This is a genomic window from Shinella sp. CPCC 101442, assembly GCF_024704725.1.
Classification (GTDB): Bacteria; Pseudomonadota; Alphaproteobacteria; order Rhizobiales; family Rhizobiaceae; genus Shinella.
In genome coordinates, this window is record NZ_JALIQS010000005.1 from 218833 (window position 1) to 237138 (window position 18306).

Consider the following 18306-nt stretch of genomic DNA (forward strand, 5'->3'; position numbering starts at 1 on the left):
TTATTGGATTTCCTTGGGCGTGCGCTCATCGGCTGCCGCCGACGCTGCTGCTAGGACGGCCAGTGCAAACACTCCAGTAACCGCGAAAGCCTTGCGCAATTTCAATTTTTGCTCATCCCCCGTTGAGGTCAGTATACACGGAGAGCGTGCGCAGCCAAGCCGCTGTTTCGGTTTGCCTTTTAAGGAGCCGCTTGCTCTTCGTCTTATTGATCGCACAACCTCGTCGCGCGCGATGATCTTGCCGCCCGCGATCGCCAGCGACTGGCACCAGGGCAGGCCGGGATCGCCGGTATAGATCCGGCCGTTGGTGAAGCCGAGGTCGACCGTGCCTGAAAAGGGCGCGGCCCGCGCCGTTGCTCGCCGTCGTGCTGAGAGTGCGCTGATCTCTGATCTCGATCCCGAGAAACTCAAAACCCTTGATGCCCTGTTGGCCGTTGATCCAGCAAACGGGCAGACGCGCTTTCACTGGCTGCGCTCCGCACCCGACGCACCGGGTGCGGAGAATCTGGTCGGGTCGACGGAGCGCATCATGTTCCTGCGCTCGCTCGGGATCGATCCCCGTTTGCAGGGGGCAGGCCAGGCCGAGGCCAGGTTCATCGCCCGCAGCATCATCCGCATCGCGTCCTTTCCGCTTTTGGCAATTGCCGGGTTGCCGGTCAGCCGGTGTACGAAACGGTCGAGTGGCGCCAGATCGGGCGTCGTCTGCAGCGTGATCAATGGGCCGTCGCCGAGCGCAAAGACGACTGTCTCGGCGTGGAATTCTTCTCCCAATTGCAATGTCAGCGTTACAGGCAAATAATAGTAGAGATCGTCCTCCGTAAGGCTCGTTTCCGAAGACGGAAAGTCGACCTTCCAGGCTTCGCGAGCGACAGCAATCGCGTCCTGGTCATCGGCCAGCAGCCGAATCCAGACCTTCTCCGATGCGGCGACGCCGACCTTTTCCAACGTGTTCATATTTCGCCTCTTCTTCTGTCGTGTTGGCGTGGGTTGACGGAGCCTAGTTGCTCGTCGAGGTCGAAAACCCCTGATGGGACGGTGACGACGAGGAGGTGAGGGTCTCCTGCCTGGACGGTTGCAGGTAGTGGACGATGAGCAAGGCACCGCAGATCAACAGATAAAGTATGACGGTCGAGAAAATGACCTCTCGCTCCAGCGGCGGGGGACCGTTGTTGGTTGCGGCGGTCTTGGTGATGCGATCCAACTTGTAATCAACATGTGAGTTCTCCTGTGGTGTTCATCGATCGGCAACGGCAAACCTTCGCAAGGCGGGTGATGTCGCCGTTGCGTGCTGCAGGATGCTAGATGTTGTTTGCGATCGTGGGGAAGCGCGGCGGCGATGAAGCCGCTACGCCGCGGTCGGCAGAACGGACCGCCGACTGTCCCCTTCCTGAGGAAGAGGATCGGTCGCCCAGCGGCATTCCAGATGTCCGTTTTGCGGATTGTGCCGCCAGGTGCAGGCACGCCCTCTCTGTGGCGCGGAAATGCCGCCAGCCGAAAGCCTCGGACGGTCGATCGCCATGATCGGGCATGCCAGTGTGAGAGCGTCTACAGCAACGCGCTCGGGGAAGACGAGGAGATCGTGCGTCACCTGATGGAAAGCCTCGCACCAGGAATACCCATAACCGACGCGGCGATTGCTACCCTTTCGCTCCGCCCCTGGCCTGGAAATATCCGCGAACTGAGGACAACGTTGCAGCGCGCGCTGCTGCGTCGCCGCGCGCCCTTTGTCGACGAAAGCTGCTTCGAGGATATCGGTATCCCGGCGCACGCGGATCAGGACAGTTGTGATCTCTGCCGGTCGCGCCCGTTGAGCCGAGCGAAATGCCGGGAAATCCGCTCTGTTTACCGGGCAACGGCGTGCAACATCTCGCAGACGGCGCGCAAGCTCGATCTATCGCGAACGACGGTTTACAAGCACGTTCGAGAAAAGTAGCCGGCGTGCAAGCCAATTCGGCCGCTCTGGAATGATGAACCGTTCAATGTCCCATGCGAGCCGCGGGCACGATCAGCCCTTTGCATCGCGGATATAGGCTTCGCCAAGAACCTCCGAGCCTTGAGGGCAGGATTCTGTCTTCGGCGGGTGTCGGCTGGTGATCAAGTATGCGCTTCAGCCACTGATGGCTGCCGTATTCGGCAGCATATGTTCGAGACGCTGACGGCCGATCGTGACAATCAGGCGAGTGGGGACGCTGTTCGCCGCTTGCGAAGTTGGTCGACATAGTCTGCGGCTCGGATCGGTCCGTCTACTCTGCGGCGACGATGTGGAACTCCCGCGCGCCGTCACATTTCTTCGTATCACCCATGATGAAGATGAGACAGCTCGTTCGCAGCAGAGACGCGAAATTCGACACCGAACCGTTGATTTCCAGCGCCTCGTCATAGAGCGTCGAGAGAAAGCGGGATGTCGATTGGCCTTGGCCCGCGGCCATCTCGTCGAGCAAATCCCAGAAGGCCGCCTCGATCTGGATGCTCGTCGAATGGCCGCCGATCCGCACCGAGCGGTTGACAGGCCGATAGCGTTGCGGGTCCTGGCCCGCAAAGACCTCACACATGGTTTATCCTCCAGTCTTGTTTTTATACAGGCGATTATGCGGCGGCCTTTGATTTTGGTCAAATCATCCCGTGTCGTCGTGAAACACGAAAAATCCTTCGCGTAAAACTCCAGAAACGAAAATCGGCGTGCGGTAATGGGCTGCTACCCACGGGCGTGATTCTGGGCGCTATCTTCACTCCGCAAGTCGTACCGCAAGCAGGGGAAGGGCAGCGTGGCAAAGTCCATTCATTCGATGATCCGTGTTCTGGACGAAGACCGGTCCGCGGATTTCTACAACAAGGCCTTCGGGCTCGCGGTCGCCGACAGGCTCGAGTTCGAGACCTTCACGCTCGTCTACATGAGCAATGCCGAGAGCGAGTTCGAACTCGAGCTGACGATCAACAAGGGCCGCACCGAAGCCTACAATCTCGGCGACGGTTACGGCCATCTCGCCGTATCGGTCACCGACCTCGACGGCGAGCATGCCCGCATCTCGGGGCTCGGTTTCACCACCGGCAAGATCGTCGAGTTCAATCGCGACGGCGGCCTTCTCGCCCGCTTCTTCTTCGTGACGGATCCGGACGGCTACAGGATCGAAGTCCTGCAACGGCACGGCCGCTTCAAATGAACGGGCTGGCGGCCGGAGGTGGACCGCCGGTCTCAGACACAATGGGAGGAACCTGACATGACGACGATCTACGAGCAGCGCCCGGGACTTTCCCGCCGCGAGCTTCTGAAGCGCGGCACGATTGGCGCGGCACTCATCATCACCGGCGGTGCGGTGATCAGCGCCGACAAGGCCTGGGGCCTGGAGACGGCAGCGCTGAAGCCGGAGACGATGGCGACGCTGATCAAGCTTGCTCGAGATATCTACCCGCATGATACGGTCGCCGACCGCTTCTATGCCATCGCGGTGAAAGGCCACGACACCAAGGCCGGCACAGATGCGGCGCACAAGGAGCTGATCGAGGCGGGCGTCGCCGATCTCGACAAGCGGGCCGGCGAGGGCGGTTATCGCGGCCTCGGCTGGGAGGATGACCGTGTGAAGATTCTCCGCGACATCGAGACAACGCCCTTCTTCCAGGCGGTGCGCGGCGATCTCGTCGTCTCCTTCTATAACCAGAAGGAGCTGTGGCCGCATTTCGGCTACGAGGGCGAATCCTATTCCAAGGGCGGCTACATCGCCCGCGGCTTCGACGACATCGAATGGCTTTGACGGCGGTATGACGGAACGCGCCGGAGGAGGCGCGACCGCGGCTTTGACGCCGACCGCACATGTTTCGGGAGGAAACCATGACAGCTCCTTATGATCTCAATGACGATGGCGTGGTCGTCATCATCGGTTCTGGTGCCGGAGGCGGCACGCTGGGCAATGAACTGGCGCAGAAGGGCATCGACGTCGTCGTGCTCGAGGCCGGCGCACGCATCGAACACGAGGACTTCATCAACGACGAGTGGGACAGCTTCGCCCAGCTCGCCTGGCTCGACCACCGCACGACGGGCGGCGGCTGGCGCGTCTCGAAGGACTTTCCGAATCTTCCGGCCTGGATCGTCAAGGCCGTCGGCGGCACCACGACACACTGGGCCGGCGCATCGTTGCGCTTCCAGGAACACGAGTTCAAGACGCTCACCCACTACGGCAAGGTCGAAGGCGCCAACCTGCTCGACTGGCCGGTAACACTCGCCGAACTTGAGCCCTACTATGCCAAGGCCGAAGACAAGATGGGCGTGACCCGCACCCATGGCATCGAGGGCCTGCCCGGTAACAACAACTTCAAGATTCTCAAGGCTGGCGCCGACAAGCTCGGCTACAAGGAATGCCACACCGGCAACATGGCGATCAATTCGGCCGACCGCGACGACCGCATGAGCTGTCAGCAGACCGGCTTCTGTTTCCAGGGCTGCAAATGGGGCGCCAAATGGTCGACGCTCTATACGGAAATCCCGAAGGGCGAAGCGACCGGCCGGCTGGAAGTGCGACCGAATTCTCACGTCGTCAAGATCGAGCATGACGACAGTGGCAAGGTGACGGCTGTCGTCTATGCGGACAAGGACGGCAAGCTTCAAAGCCAGAAGGCCCGCATCATCTGCGTCGCAGGCAACTCCATCGAAAGCCCACGCCTCCTTCTCAACTCCGCATCGAGCAAATATCCGGACGGGCTTGCAAACTCCTCTGGCCAGGTCGGCAAAAATTATATGCGCCACACGACGGGCTCGGTCTATGCGGTGTTCGAAAAGCCGGTGCATTTCTACCGCGGCACCACCATGGCCGGCATCGTCCGCGATGAGGCGAAACACGATCCGTCGCGCGGCTTCGTCGGCGGCTATGAGTTGGAGACGCTGGCGCTCGGCGTGCCCTTCATGGCGGCGTTCCTCGATCCCGGCGGCTGGGGCCGCCCCTTCGCCTCCGCCATGGATAGCTACGCCAACATGGCCGGCCTCTGGATCGTCGGCGAGGACATGCCGCAGGAACAGAACGCGGTGAAGCTGCACGGCGATCTGAAGGACACATACGGCATGCCGATCCCGGATGTCTGGTTCACAGACCACCCGAACGATATCGCCATGCGCAACCATGCCTACAAGCAGGGCGAGGCGCTCTATGCGGCGGTCGGCGCGACGCGCAGCTTCCCGACGCCACCCTATCCCTCGACGCACAATCTCGGCACCAACCGCATGAGCGAGAAGGCCCAGGACGGCGTCGTCAACAAATGGGGCCAGACGCACGACATCAAGAACCTGTTCGTCTCTGACGGTAGCCAGTTTACCACGGGAGCTGCCGAAAACCCGACGCTGACCATCGTCACGCTTGCCATCCGACAGGCCGATTACATTGCCAAGGAGATGGGAGCCGGGTCGATCTGAGGTTTACCGCGATCCTCCCCGGCCGCCTCCGGGCGGCCGGGGAGGATCGCGAGCGGCTCCATCGAGCCGTGCCACCTCCGGCCGGCTTCGGCCGGCCGTCTTTTGCGTGTGCCAAACGGAGCAAACATGAAAGCCACCGCCGTTCTCGCCTACCTTGCTATTCCCCTTGCCGCGTATACGCATTGTATTTCCCTGTTTTCGCTGCCGGGAAATTTCTCGAAACGCCTGATTGAATTTAGGAATTTTCCGATGGTCTATAATAAGAGCAGCCGAAAAATCGAAAAATCCCTGTAAATCAACCAATATCAGGGAAACCTGCTTCCGAGACGAGTTCGCTTCAGACTGCTTTCGCTACCAACGATACAGCCCCCCATCCCCTGTGTGCTTTCATGAGCTCGGATTTTGGGTGGAGAAACGGGTCTAGCCAGCTTTCTACAGCGAGGTGCAAGCGCCCTTCATCGTCTCGGCTTACCGTTATCGATTTCACTATCTCCCGAATCAGCCGAGACAGTTCTCCCATCTCGTCCAGTAGGTACAACGCCATCTCAAACTTTGGGCGGTGAACTGAAATCTTTTCGGCAAACGCTTTGATTGCTGATGGATGTACGGAGATGCTACGGAGTTGAGGGAGAGTTTTGATCTCGTTTTCTAGCTGCGTCCTTTCTTGAGCTTGCGCTTTGATGCGACTGTCGATTACGCGGCTGTCGCCAATGCCGTCTATAAGCATATCGGTCAGTCGCTCATTATCTTTTTCTATTACAGCCAACCGGCGGCCAATGTGTTTTCGCCGCGCGTCATCGTCTTCCACTTTTTTATGGAGCGTCGACATGTACGTCTGGGCGTATGCATGAATCTGAGTAGGAGTGGCAAGTTCGCGTGTAAGGCTGTCAATAGTCAGGACCTATACATCATCTAGATAAAAGGTTTTCGGAGCAGTACAGGCACCGGAATTTACATGTGCTGAACAGCGCAGCCGCGTTCGTCCGGTCTTGTCCAAACCCGAAACGGCCATTCCAGAGCCGCATGCGCCACACTTCAGAAGGCCAGATAGCAGCCGCTTCGGACGGCGTTGCGACCCGATCTCCCCGTTATTAATTGACCGACCTGTCAATTGCTGTCGGACGGCCTCGAACAAATGATCTGATATGATTCGTAGTTCGGGTATGCTTGCGTGTTCCCACTCGCTTGGCGGATTCGACCGGCTGACGCGCCTACCAGTGTCTGGATCTTTGACCATCCGATTTTTATTCCATACAAGGTGGCCAATATAAATCGGATTTTGCAGTATTCCTGAACCACGTTCAGCCGAACCAATGAGGGTGGACGGGGACCACAGTTTTCCGCGTGGTGAATAGCCCCTAGATTTGCTCATGATGCTCTTCTTGCCTCAAAATTAGGAAAGAAGGCGTCTACAAATCTAGGGGCTATTCAGCGGAGTCTTCCAGTGGTTCCAATTCAAAGGGGGCTGACGCTAGGCGATCGTAGGCGGTGCGGCACCGTCGGTAAGTGCAACCACCTTGCCTTCACAATCGCCGAAAACCTGAGATAGGTAAACTGTTCTTCGTGAGGCCCAGTGGGCGGAAATAGAGACTGTCCTCAATCATCTCGCAGAGAAGGCTACCCTACGACAGGAGCGGCCGCTGCGAGGAAGATATGCCTCCTCGCAGCCTTTGGTCAGAATTGTTTTCCGGCTCGCACGGTTGCACCGACGGATTTCTGGCCGTCGCCCTCGATATTGAGCAGCAGGCTAGCCTCGAGCATCCAGAAGTCCAAGGTCTGCATGGCGACACCGGCGGTGAGCGAGCCGTAGAAGCCCGAGCCGTCGAGGCCTGCGTAACCGGCGGTCACGCCCAGCTTCGGTGTCATCGTCGCGCCGCTCTCCAGCGTGAAGGAGCGTGCGATCTCCGCACCGAGGCTCACCCGGAACTGTTCCGCGTCGAAGCCATCGATATCCAGCTCCTCGCCATCGTCGTTGTGCACCGTATAGTCGTCGACTTTTTCGTTGAAATAGACGGCCCTGAGCTTCGGCGTCAGCACCGTCGCCTCGCCGATCTGCCACTCACCCTTGATGGCCGTGTCGATCATCCAGCGTTGCGTGTCGAACGAACCGTCCCAGAAGGCTGTGTCGATGTCGTTCGCCGAGCCGCCATACAGCAGGCTCGTATCCCAGAACACGCCCTTGCCGATCTCCAGCGAAGCATAGGGGCCGGCGAGCCAGCCGTTGCCGGTCAGTTCCGAATCCGCGTCGCTCGGATCGGTCATCCGATCGAGATGGAAGGACAGACCGACCAGCGCCTTGTCCGAGATCAGATAGTCGGCGCCCAGATTGAGCATGGCGAAGCTGCCCCACTTGCCGCCGTTCTGGTCACGCTTGTGCGCCAGGAAGGCACCGTCGACCCAGACGTTGAAGGCGGAGGAAGCCGCACCTTCAATACCGTCGGCACGATCGCGGGCGGCATCCATCTGCGCAAGGCTGGTAGAGAAGCTCGCCGTCATGCCGTCTTCCGAAGGCGTCATGCGCGCCGTCACGGTATCCGTCGCCTGCTCCAACTGCCGCCGCTCCTGAAGACCCGGCACATGGATGCCATTGGCGATCAGACCCTGGCGCGTCTCCACGAAACCCCGCACGAGCGCGTCGATGTCCTCTGCGACCTGCTGGACGTCGTGATGGAGATTGTAGGTGACCGTCCCGACATTGGAAGAACCGAGTGCGCTCACCAATCGGTACCCGACCTTTGCCGCGCCGGAGAAGGCGGGGTTCGGGCTGAACTGCAGGTACCAGCCGATCGGCTCGCCCACCGGCCCCACCTGGGCGACCTGCCCGCGGATGATCTTCGCCGTGCCGGCATTGGCAGGCTCCACGAAGGTCGTCTCGGCTGCGGTGAACGGTCCACCGGTTGCACCACCGTTGAGGTAGACATCGGCAGGCGATCCGCCCGCAGGAACGTCCACCACATGGTTCGAGGCCGTGACCTGACGCGCGGTGACACTCAGCGAATAGGTTGCCGAACCGGTGGCGCCGTTGTTGTCGCGGACCGCGATGCTGAAGGTATAGTTACCTTTGCTCGCTGCATCGAGCGGACCGGTCAGTTCGCCTGTCGAGACATTCAGCACCATGCCCTTCGGCAGCTTGCCGGAGGCCAGACTGTAGAGCAGCGGCGCCGTGCCGCCGGTCGCCTTGATCTGCTGATTATAGGCTTCACCCGCCATCGTCTTGCCAAGGTTGCCCGCGGGCGGCGTGAAGGCGAAGATCACGACAGGCACCTTGACGACGATCTCATAGGTGGCAGATCCCGTCGCGCCATAGGCATCGGTTGCGGTAACGGTGAAGCCGAAGCTGCCTGCCGCCGACGGCGTCCCGCCGATCGTGCCCGCTGCTCCATCGAGTGTGAGGCCTGCCGGCAGCGTTCCCGCCGTGACCGCATAGCTGTATGGCGCCGTGCCCTTCGAGGCGGTCAGCGCGCGGCGATAGCTCTTGCCGACCGTGCCGCGCGGCAGCGTACCGGCTACCGGCGACAGAACGATCTTCGGAGGCGTCACGATCACGGTCACGGTCGCCGGCGACGACGTGCCGGATGCATTGGTGGCCGTGTAGGCGAAGCTGTCCGTGCCGGAATAGCCGGCGACGGGTTTGTAGGTGATCGCCTTCTTGGAGGCCGTCGCGGTGCCGTGCGAGGCGGCCGTCGCAACGGCAACGGACGTCGCGGCCCCGCCAGTGATATTCAGCGTTACCGCCTTGGCCGGCGAATTGGCTGCGACCGTCAGCGTCACCGCATTGGCGATAGGCACCTGTCCGCCAATGACGAGGCTGTAGCTTGCCGTGCCCATGGCTCCATGGGTATCCGTTGCGGTGACAGCAAAGGCAAAGTTGCCCGCCGCCGTCGGCTTTCCGCCGAGCTTGCCCGTCGCGTCATCCAGCGTGAGGCCCGCCGGCAGCGCTCCTGACGTGACCGCATAGCTGTAGGGTGCCGTGCCCTTGCTGGCCGAGAACGTCTGGTTGTAGGCTCCGCCGACCGTGCCCTCCGGCAGCGCACCCGCCGCGGGCGAGAGCGCAAGCGTTGGTGCCGTCACCGTCACGGTGACGGTTGCCGGCGACGACGTGCCAGATGCATTGGTGGCCGTATAGGTGAAACTGTCCGTGCCGGAGTAGCCGGCGGCCGGCTTGTAGGTGATCTTCTTGCCGGAGGCCGTTGCCGTGCCATGTGCTGCGGCCGAGGCCACCGCAACGGATGTCGCCGTACCACCGGTGATGTTGAGCGTCACCGCTTTGGCCGATGCATTGGCCGCGACCGTCAGCGTCACCGCATTGGCAACAGGCACCTGTCCGCCGATGGCGAGGCTGTAGCTTGCCAATCCGATCGCGCCATAGGCATCGGTCGCGGTGACATCAAAGCTGTAGCTCCCGCCCGCCTCAGGCTTTCCCGAAATCTCACCGACAGCGGTCAGCGTCAGGCCGCCCGGCAGCGTGCCGCTGGTGACGGCATAGCTGTAGGGCGCCGTGCCGTTCGAGGCGGTGAAGGTCAGGCTGTAGGCCGCGCCGGCCGTGCCGGTGGGCAGTGCCCCCGCAGCCGGCGACAGAGCGATCGTCGGCGCCGTCACGGTCACCGTCACGGTTGCTGGCGAGGATGTGCCGGTCGCATTGGTGGCCGTGTAGGTGAAGCTGTCCGTGCCGGAATAACCGGTCGTCGGCGTGTAGGTGATCGTCGTTCCGGAGGCCGTCGCCGTTCCATGCGAGGCCGCCGTCGCCACCGCGACCGTGCTGGCCGCGCCGCCGGTGATGTTCAGCGCCACCGCCTTCGCCGACGCATTGGCCGCCACCGTCAACGTCACCGCATTGGCGACAGGCACCTGTCCGCCGATGACGAGGCTGTAACTTGCCACTCCTATCGCGCCATAGGCATCGGTCGCCGTGACATCGAAGCTGTAGCTCCCGCCCGCCTCAGGCGTTCCCGAGATCTCACCGGCAGCGGTCAGCGTCAGGCCGCTCGGCAGCGTGCCGCTGGTGATGGCATAGCTGTAGGGCGCCGTGCCGTTCGAGGCGGTAAAGGTCTGGCTGTAGACCGTGCCGGCCGTGCCGGTAGGCAGTGCCCCCGCAGCCGGCGACAGAGCGATCGTCGGCGCCGTCACGGTCACCGTCACGGTTGCTGGCGAGGATGTGCCGGTCGCATTGGTGGCCGTGTAGGTGAAGCTGTCCGTGCCGGAGTAACCGGTCGTCGGCGTGTAGGTGATCGTCGTTCCGGAGGCCGTCGCCGTGCCATGCGAGGCCGCCGTCGCCACCGCGACCGTGCTGGCCGCGCCGCCCGTGATATTGAGCGTCACCGGCTGGGCCGACGCATTGGCCGCCACCGTCAACGTCACCGCATTGGCAATCGGCAGCTGGGCGCCGATGGCCAGGCTGTAGCTTGCCGTGACCGTGGCGCCATGGGTGTCGGTCGCCGTCACATCGAAGCTGTAGGACCCATCGGCATCGGGTGTTCCCGAGATATCACCGGTAGCGGTCAGCGTCAGGCCGCTTGGCAGCGTGCCGCTGGTGACGGCATAGCTATAGGGCGCCGTGCCGTTCGAGGCGGTAAAGGTCTGGCTGTAGGCCGTGCCGGCCGTACCGGCGGGCAGTGCCCCCGCAGCTGGCGAGAGAGCGATCGTCGGCGTGACGATCATCACGGAATAGGCGTTTGAATTCGAATAGGGACCCTGTCCGGTCGAACTGTCCGTTCCCGTGATCGTGAAGTTGAATGTGCCGCTGGCTGTCGGCGTGCCCGACACGGTACCGCCCGCCGCCAGCGTGAGGCCGGCGGGAAGCGCGCCCGCGGTAACGGCATAGCTGTAGGGTGCCGTTCCGTCCGCCGCCGTGATGGTCTGGCTGTAGGCAAGACCTGTCGTTCCGCCCGGCAGAGCACCCGCCGCAGGCGATAGCACGATCGTTGCCGCATCGACGGTCAGTGCATAGGCCTGAGCACCCGTATAGGGGCCGGATGCCGTCGCGCTGTCGGTTGCGGTGACGGTAAAGTTGTAGGTTCCGCCCCCCGTCGGCGTGCCCGAGATGGAGCCATTGGGATCGAGCGCCAGACCTGCAGGCAACGATCCGGCCGTGACCGCGAAGGTCACCGGAGCAAGACCGCCCGTGCTGGTCAGCGTCGCACCGTACGGCACGCCGATGCCTGCGTCCGACAGCGTCGCGGGATTGATGGTGATCGTCGGAGCGCCAATGGTGAGGCTGGCCGAAGCCGTGCTGGTATAGCTGCCGTTTCCGCCCGAACTGTCGGTTGCGGTGATCACGACCGTGGCATTGCCCGCCACCGTCGGCGTGCCGGAAATGACGCCCGAGCTGCTGATCGACAGGCCGCCAGGCAGGCCTGTGGCCGAGAAATTGGAATAGGGAGCATTACCGCCGCTGATGCTGACGGCCGCCATCGCGCTGTTATAGGCCTCGCCGACCGTGCCGGTGGCGGCCGGCAGCGTGACCAAGAAGACGGGATCGTTCACCGTCACGAAGACCTGGCCGACATTTGAGGTGCCGCCCTGGTTGGTCGCGACATAGTTGAAGACGTCAGTACCGCGGAAACCGACGGGTGGCGTATAGCTGACAAGACCGGCGCTATCGACGCTGACCGCCGCGCCATAGGACGATGCCCCCACCTGGAAGCCGGTCGGGCTTTCGGTCGCCAGCGCCGCAAGGCTGAAGGTCGTGGCCGAGGCCGAGCCCGTATTGTAGACGAATCCCGATACCGCCGTGGACGAGACCACCGGCGCCGGCGGCAGCGAGACCGTCAGTGTCGCCGTCGCATTGGCGGTGTAGGGACCTGCCCCGAGCGAGCTGTCAGTGATGTTGACGCTCACCGTGAAGACGCCGTTGGTATCCGGCATGCCGCTGATGACGCCGCTGCCGCTGTCGGTCAGGCCTGATGGCAGGCCGCTGATGCTGTTGATCGTGTAGGAGGCCCGACCGCCCGAGACCGTCACCGCAGCGCTGCCGCCGTTATAGGTCCTGCCGACCGTGGCCGTGGTCGAGGCCAGTGATACCGTAATCGTCGGATTGCCGATCGTAATCGTCACCGTGGCCGGGCTCGACGTGCCGCCCAGATTGGTGCCCGTGAAGGTGAAACTGTCATTGGCATTGCGGTAGCCGACCGGCGGGGTATAGGTCGCCGTGCCGCTGCTGTCGATGCTGACAGAGCCGCCCTGGGCCGTCGTCGCCGAGCCGACCGCATAGCTGGTCGGAGTGTTGGTGACATTGCCCGCCACGCTGATCGACACGCTCGTGTTCGAGCCGACATTGTACGGTACGATCGATCCATAGGTGAAGCTGCTGCCCACCGGCGGCGCGACATAGGTGTATTGGTCGGAAGCGCTCGTCGCGCTCGTCCCACCCACCGTCGTAACCGTGATGTCGTATGTGCCCGCCGAACTCACCGGCGCCGTCGCCGTGATCTGCGTGTTGCTGTTGATCGTATAGGTCGCGTTCGTCGCCCCGAACTTCACCGCCCCCGTGCCAGCCGCAGCCGAGAACCCGGTGCCTGTGATGGTAACCGTCGTGCCGCCCGCCGTTGGGCCCGCGGTGGGGGACACCGACGTCACCGTCGGCTGGGACACATAGGTATATTGGTCGGCAGCACTCGTTGCGCTCGTACCGCCGACAGTGGTGACGCGGATGTCCACCGTGCCTGCCGAACCGGCCGGCGCCGTCGCCGTGATCCGCGCGTCGTCAATGACCGTAAACCCGCTCGCTGCCGTGCCGCCGAACGTCACCGCCGTCGCGCTGATTAGGCCTGTGCCCGTGATGGTGACCGTCGTGCCGCCCGCCGTCGGGCCCGCTGTCGAAGACAGCGACGTCACCGTGGGCGCCGCCACGTGGGTGTACTGGTCAGCAGCGCTCGTTGCGCTCGTACCGCCGACGGTGGTGACGCGGATGTCCACCGTGCCCGCCGAACCGGCCGGCGCCGTCGCTGTGATCCGCGTGTCGCTAATGACCGTAAACCCGGTCGCCGCCGTGCCGCCGAACGTCACCGCCGTCGCGCTGGTTAGACCTGTGCCCGTGATGGTGACCGTCGTGCCGCCCGCCGTCGGACCCGCTGTCGGAGACACCGATGTCACCGTCGGCGCCGAAACATAGGTGTACTGATCCGCCGCACTCGTCGCGCTCGTACCCCCGGGTGTTGTGACGGTGATGTCGTACGTGCCTGCCCAATTGGCTGGCGCCGTCGCCGTGATCTGCGTGTTGCTGTTGATCGTATAGGTCGCGTTCGTCGCTCCGAACTTCACCGCCCCGGTGCCAGCGGCAGCCGAAAACCCGGTGCCCGTGATGACTACCGTCGTCCCACCACTCGTCGGACCCGCTGTCGGAGACACCGATGTCACCGTCGGCGCCGCCACGTAGGTATACTGATCCGCCGCGCTCGCCGCACTCGTGCCCCCGGGCGTTGTGACGGTGATGTCCGCCGTGCCCACCGAACCGGCCGGCGCCGTCGCCGTGATCTGCGTGTTGCTGTTGATCGTATAGGTCGCATTCGTCGTCCCGAACTTCACCGCCCCCGTGCCAGCCGCAGCCGAGAACCCGGTGCCCGTGATGACGACCGTCATGCCACCACCCGTCGGGCCGGCAGTTGGAGACACCGCCGTCACCGTTGGCGCCACAGCATAGGTGAAATTGATCACCGCAGGCGTATCGGCAATCGGAGGATTGGCGTTGTTCGCGCCCGTAAACATGTAGCCGGAATAGGTATCCGTGCCCGAAGGCGGGGCAGTCAGCAGCTTTATCTCGAGCTGGGCGGTATCGATGTCGAACTTGAATTCATACTCTCCGCCATTGCTTCCAGACGCACTCTCGGCCTCCATCGCACCGGTGCCGTTGTTTGCACCGAGGCCATAGTCGTTCGTGATGTCCATCGACGTATTGTAGAAACTGCTGTAGTCGCCGTTCCAGGTCGTCTCGCAGGAACTGGTGGTGATCGTTTGTGTGTCACCGACGGCGGTGAACGCCACATTCCATGTGCAAGCTTGGGCGGCAGCGGTGCCGGCCAGCCAGAGCAGTCCCCCCAACGCAGGGGCGCGAACCAGGCCAAAAAGCTTTGCCGATACGGATTTCGGCGCCTTGATGGCATCGGCAGAAGGAATTTGCATGGCCACGGTACGCCGCTCGCGCTTAGAGCCGGGGAGAGCAGCCATGAAAAGCCGCGTGGCCGACACAAACCGCCCAAGGCAGGACGCCGGTACCGAGAAAGGCCGCGCGATAACACGCTGAAATGCCGGAGCGGGATTACGATTGGGAAGCGCGCCCGATGAGGAAAAAAGGCCGCGAAGAGGCTTGAGCAAGCGCGCTAAAATCGCCGAAAACACCAGAAGCAAAGCGCAAATGAGGCTCTCATAGCCGCGCTTGGAGATAGCGCCGAGGCCTCCCCAGGCTCCAGTTCCCCATGCCCACATCGAAATCGTCCCCCAGCGACGGCATCGCGCCATCAACAAATCAATAAATCACACCAATATTGCATATCTCCCCGAATATCGGGGGGATGTCCAGCATCAGTTGTATTTTCCACATAGGACACGCAGCTAAGGCTGACCCATATCCGAAACGCCTCACACATCGCGGACATCGAGTACCTTGCTCCGGCGCATCTATGGAGCCAAACTCACGCTTCAGGCACGCCTAACGGAAGATCCGGAGGGAGTCTCCGTCCATTTTTGACTTGCCTTGAGATGGCATCAAAAAACGATCACCGTACAAAGGCGGCTCCGGGTTTCTATTGGCATTGCCGCTCAATTGTCGTGAACGATGGCGAAAATGCTCGGGGTGCTTGGTGCGCACCTCACGGTCTAGGCTCGGCTCTGACGCACTTTTGCTGAAGCGGAAAGGCTACCTTACACCCACCAATCGAGCCTGCAGTAGGTCGAGTTTTGCCCTCCCGTACATCTGACGTTTGATGAGCTTCAGCCGCGTATCTGGCCTTCAGTCTACCCATTCGACCACGGGGAGATTATCGCGTTTCTGACTGCCGCGAGGCCTCTTGCGAGACCGCCTGCAAACGAGCCCATCAGGCTGTCCTTTGCAGCGGCGAGCCGGTCATCGAGCTTCCGCGCGTTCTTCAAGCGGATCATGGATTGGATGTCACCAATAACTGAGCGCGCGACCACCAACTCAGGTACGTTCCCTTCGGTTGCCGCTACCAAAATGGCTTCTGCCTTTGCGAGGTCATTACGTGCAGTGGTCATCAGCCGGGCGATCACCCGTGCCGACGGCGTTCTTGCGAGGCCAATCCGATTGGCTTTTTCGGCAAGACGCCGACGCTGAGCCCATTGCGAGATGACACCGCTCTGTCCCCGAAAGCCTTTTGCTTTCATTTCTCGCCAGAGCGCCAATGCGTTTCGCGCCCCTTCCTCCCAACGCGCGTTGAGCCAGGGCAGCCAGCTATTCAGAGAGCTGGGCCGTATGCGGAACACATCGAGACGCTGTCCCCGCAAGACGTCTCGGACGAGCTTCCGGCTGTGGCCGGTCTCTCGCACGATCTGTCGTGACCTTGCCTGAAGGCAAAATCATCAATGCCGATGACATTGAGATCGTCGTGCTGATCAACGGTGCGACGGCGAACCACCCGCAGCAGCGTATCATTGCTCACCGGCATCATCAGGCGATGGGCGAAAGCAGCAGCAGGTCTGCCTCCAAGCGCCAGGCCAAGGTGATGGACGATCATCTCGAGCCGCTGAGTCCGGCGACCGTAGCGAGCTAGCACGTCCTTGTCGAACTGTTCGCAGAAGATACGCCGCCCGCAAAGAACTGCATCGCACCAGAAGCGACGCGCCACAATCCTCAGTTCGACGCGCCGACCGCTGAGAGGAAGGTCCAAAGGCCGGCGCATATACTGACTTTGAATTCTCCGGCTCATACGCCCGCAGTCCGGACAAACTGCTGAGAGATGGCGTGGGCGCAGCCGAACTCGAACACTGTCCGCGACAAGCTCAACTTCATCGACTGCAAAGCCAGATGGTGCGAGGCTTGCGATCGGAAGTCGCTGTTGCATGAGCTGATCCTCCGGTGAATCAGCAGAATCTTCTTCCGAGACAGCAGCAAAACTGAGTCAGAGCCTAAATTAGAGCGAGATGCTTTCGAACTAAACCTATGAATTGGTCACAACTCCGCCCCTCTTCCTCTGCCGGTATTCTTATGAGGATAGTGCCCCGTAGCGTTACGGTTTAATGTCGTAGGTCACCCAGTTCGTCTTGCTGGCCACGCGGTCGTAGACGCCACGGCCCCGATAATTGTTCTCCGCCGTAATCCAGCGCACCACCGACCAGCCGTTTTCGGCCGCAACGTCGCGCACCGCTTCGATCAAGGCGTCGGCGACGCCGAGCCCGCGCGCGTCCGGGGAGACGAAAAGATCGTCCAGGAAGCAGCCGGTCGTCGCCGAAAGCGGGCGAGCGAAGGGGCGGAAATGGGTAAGTCCGAGCACTTTCCCGTCAGGGCTGACGGCCAGCAGTCCGCGAGATTCCTTTGTCTCGTGGAGCAGCCAGGACCAGACGGTTTCCCGCATCTCGTGCGTCTGGGCCACTTTGTAGAAGTCGGCATAGCCCTGATAGAGCGTGTCCCACTGCGATCTGTCATCGGCGCGAACCGGGCGAATGGAAAAGTTTGTCACGGTGAAATCCTCCTACAAATTCATTGAGCCGCCGACACGACCTTTTTCTGTCTTCCGGCAAGACGGATGAGGGCAAGCGCCAGTTCGGCGAGAGCGAGAGACAGCACGACGACGAGAAACCAGTGGTTGCCAATATGCACGATCAGCCAGCCGCCGAGCATGGGAAAACCGAAAATACCGACGAAATACGCAATGACGAACCATGTTAGCGCCGCCGAGCGAAGCGGCGATGGCGCATCGTTGACCGCTTGGGTCTGAATGATCGAATAGACCAGCCCATAGCCGAGGCCGAGCGTGATTGCCGAGGCCAGCTGAACGAGAACACCTGCCGGAAAGCCGAAGGCCAGGCCGACGCCAAGCGACATCAACACCAACAGAAGCACCGCCATGCGGTCCGAATCCGCCTTTGTCAGCGTTGGTGCCAGGAAGAAACGAGAGCCAACGACCGTTATGGCATAGGCACCGAAATAGGTCCCTGCCTCCAGCGTGGTTCCGCGGATGAGCGATGTCTGGAAGGTCATCAGGCCAGTGAAGACGGAGGCGCCGAGCCCGACCATCAGGATGGGGAACAGCGCACGACTGCGGACCAAAGCGGGCAGGGCGCGCACCCAGGCGGTCGATTCTTCGGTGTTTTGCGCCGCGCGCGGACGCGGGGAAATGACTTCGAAGGAGAACAGCATGGCTGAAGCCACGGCGCAGGCGCCGGCAATCACGCTGAACGCTGCGGCGGTGCTCAGCCCGAGATGGTTGATCAACGCCGTCGAGGCTATGGGGCTGAGGCCGATGCCGCTCATCTGGAACACACCGAAGCGAAGAAACCAGAAGCCGCGATCCTGATCCGTCACGCGGCCGGACAATGCCAATGGGGCAGCAAGGTAGAAAGCCCCCCAACCGAGCCCGATGAAGAGGCCCGCGATGGTCAGCAGCGGCGAAATAGCGGTCTGCGCGGCGATGAGCGCATAGCCGATCGCCACCAGAAGGGCGCCGAGCGACGCCATGCGCGCAGCACCCAGCCGACCGGCAAACCAGCCGACGAGCGGAACGCCGACGAGCGTACCCACCATGGCGCCGAACAACGTCTTGCCTGTCTCGATCTCACTTCCGCCAAGCGTGCGGAAATGTTCCGTCATCAGGAAGGTCGCCCCATAACCGAGTGCGGTCAGGAGTGTTGCCGTGAAAAGAAGGTAGGCGTGGGACGAGCGCATGGGAGGTTCCGGTTGATGTTATGTGGACCTTTCATTTCGCGTTTTCTGCCGATATTAAAGGTCCACTTCATCAATG

General features: G+C 61.9%; 13 protein-coding genes and 2 pseudogenes. 6 read left to right on the forward strand and 9 right to left on the reverse strand.

The genetic code is table 11. From position 1 onward, the window contains the following. Entirely contained in the window at positions 1 to 411 is a 411-nt protein-coding gene (locus MUO32_RS20095) for a hypothetical protein (RefSeq protein WP_257950299.1), read from the reverse strand. Between MUO32_RS20095 and MUO32_RS29395 the strand changes: the two are divergent. Next, a pseudogene (locus MUO32_RS29395) lies at positions 341 to 568 on the forward strand (hypothetical protein); the annotation flags it as partial. The gene MUO32_RS20095 and the pseudogene MUO32_RS29395 overlap by 71 nt on opposite strands. Here the strand turns inward: MUO32_RS29395 and MUO32_RS20100 are convergent. Beyond that, complete coding sequence (locus tag MUO32_RS20100) at positions 463 to 954, reverse strand: hypothetical protein (RefSeq protein WP_257950161.1); 492 nt, start codon at positions 952 to 954, stop codon at positions 463 to 465. The pseudogene MUO32_RS29395 and the gene MUO32_RS20100 sit on opposite strands and share 106 nt — an antisense overlap. Positions 955 to 1591: 637 nt before the next feature. On the opposite strand from MUO32_RS20100, the gene MUO32_RS20105 reads away from it, so the two are divergent. Continuing rightward, positions 1592 to 1933: a hypothetical protein gene (locus MUO32_RS20105; RefSeq protein WP_257950162.1), complete on the forward strand. Its 342-nt coding sequence runs from the start codon at positions 1592 to 1594 to the stop codon at positions 1931 to 1933. 310 nt (positions 1934 to 2243) lie between these two features. Here the strand turns inward: MUO32_RS20105 and MUO32_RS20110 are convergent, their stop codons facing one another. Beyond that, positions 2244 to 2552: a ribbon-helix-helix domain-containing protein gene (locus MUO32_RS20110; protein WP_257950163.1), complete on the reverse strand. Its 309-nt coding sequence runs from the start codon at positions 2550 to 2552 to the stop codon at positions 2244 to 2246. A gap of 213 nt (positions 2553 to 2765) precedes the next feature. Between MUO32_RS20110 and MUO32_RS20115 the strand changes: the two genes are divergently transcribed. The 4 genes from MUO32_RS20115 (at position 2766) to MUO32_RS20130 (ending at position 5692) form a co-directional block, all read left to right on the forward strand. Then, entirely contained in the window at positions 2766 to 3161 is a 396-nt protein-coding gene (locus MUO32_RS20115; protein ID WP_257950164.1) for a VOC family protein, read from the forward strand. A 57-nt stretch (positions 3162 to 3218) separates the two neighbouring features. Then, positions 3219 to 3749, forward strand: a complete 531-nt coding sequence (locus MUO32_RS20120) for a gluconate 2-dehydrogenase subunit 3 family protein (protein WP_257950165.1) — start codon at positions 3219 to 3221, stop codon at positions 3747 to 3749. Positions 3750 to 3826: 77 nt separating this feature from the next. Continuing rightward, entirely contained in the window at positions 3827 to 5398 is a 1572-nt protein-coding gene (locus tag MUO32_RS20125; protein ID WP_257950166.1) for a GMC family oxidoreductase, read from the forward strand. A 126-nt stretch (positions 5399 to 5524) separates the two neighbouring features. After that, positions 5525 to 5692, forward strand: coding sequence for a hypothetical protein (locus MUO32_RS20130; RefSeq protein WP_257950167.1), 168 nt, complete (start codon positions 5525 to 5527; stop codon positions 5690 to 5692). Positions 5693 to 5735: 43 nt separating this feature from the next. Here the strand turns inward: MUO32_RS20130 and MUO32_RS20135 are convergent, their stop codons facing one another. From MUO32_RS20135 to MUO32_RS20155, 6 genes and pseudogenes are all read right to left on the reverse strand, one after another. Beyond that, entirely contained in the window at positions 5736 to 6227 is a 492-nt protein-coding gene (locus tag MUO32_RS20135; RefSeq protein ID WP_257950168.1) for a hypothetical protein, read from the reverse strand. 72 nt (positions 6228 to 6299) lie between these two features. After that, positions 6300 to 6770 (reverse strand): recombinase family protein, encoded by a 471-nt coding sequence (locus tag MUO32_RS29400; RefSeq protein ID WP_374708695.1) that lies wholly within the window; start codon positions 6768 to 6770, stop codon positions 6300 to 6302. A 302-nt stretch (positions 6771 to 7072) separates the two neighbouring features. Continuing rightward, positions 7073 to 14560 (reverse strand): putative Ig domain-containing protein, encoded by a 7488-nt coding sequence (locus MUO32_RS20140; RefSeq protein ID WP_257950169.1) that lies wholly within the window; start codon positions 14558 to 14560, stop codon positions 7073 to 7075. Between the two features lie 688 nt (positions 14561 to 15248). After that, a pseudogene (locus MUO32_RS20145) lies at positions 15249 to 16410 on the reverse strand (transposase family protein). A 165-nt stretch (positions 16411 to 16575) separates the two neighbouring features. Beyond that, the gene (locus tag MUO32_RS20150) at positions 16576 to 17025 is read right to left on the reverse strand and encodes a GNAT family N-acetyltransferase (protein ID WP_257950170.1); all 450 of its coding nucleotides are present in this window, start codon (positions 17023 to 17025) and stop codon (positions 16576 to 16578) included. 20 nt (positions 17026 to 17045) lie between these two features. Beyond that, positions 17046 to 18230, reverse strand: a complete 1185-nt coding sequence (locus tag MUO32_RS20155; RefSeq protein ID WP_257950171.1) for an MFS transporter — start codon at positions 18228 to 18230, stop codon at positions 17046 to 17048. Positions 18231 to 18306 lie beyond the last annotated feature (76 nt).

What these genes read in the sequence shown, in the direction of transcription:
- MUO32_RS20100 (WP_257950161.1), bottom strand. Translation starts at nt 954, where the DNA reads ATGAACACGTTGGAAAAGGTCGGCGTCGCCGCATCGGAGAAGGTCTGG.
- MUO32_RS20105 (WP_257950162.1), top strand. Translation starts at nt 1,592, where the DNA reads ATGGAAAGCCTCGCACCAGGAATACCCATAACCGACGCGGCGATTGCT.
- MUO32_RS20110 (WP_257950163.1), bottom strand. Translation starts at nt 2,552, where the DNA reads ATGTGTGAGGTCTTTGCGGGCCAGGACCCGCAACGCTATCGGCCTGTC.
- MUO32_RS20120 (WP_257950165.1), top strand. Translation starts at nt 3,219, where the DNA reads ATGACGACGATCTACGAGCAGCGCCCGGGACTTTCCCGCCGCGAGCTT.
- MUO32_RS20125 (WP_257950166.1), top strand. Translation starts at nt 3,827, where the DNA reads ATGACAGCTCCTTATGATCTCAATGACGATGGCGTGGTCGTCATCATC.
- MUO32_RS20130 (WP_257950167.1), top strand. Translation starts at nt 5,525, where the DNA reads ATGAAAGCCACCGCCGTTCTCGCCTACCTTGCTATTCCCCTTGCCGCG.
- MUO32_RS20135 (WP_257950168.1), bottom strand. Translation starts at nt 6,227, where the DNA reads ATGTCGACGCTCCATAAAAAAGTGGAAGACGATGACGCGCGGCGAAAA.
- MUO32_RS29400 (WP_374708695.1), bottom strand. Translation starts at nt 6,770, where the DNA reads ATGAGCAAATCTAGGGGCTATTCACCACGCGGAAAACTGTGGTCCCCG.
- MUO32_RS20140 (WP_257950169.1), bottom strand. Translation starts at nt 14,560, where the DNA reads ATGGCTGCTCTCCCCGGCTCTAAGCGCGAGCGGCGTACCGTGGCCATG.
- MUO32_RS20155 (WP_257950171.1), bottom strand. Translation starts at nt 18,230, where the DNA reads ATGCGCTCGTCCCACGCCTACCTTCTTTTCACGGCAACACTCCTGACC.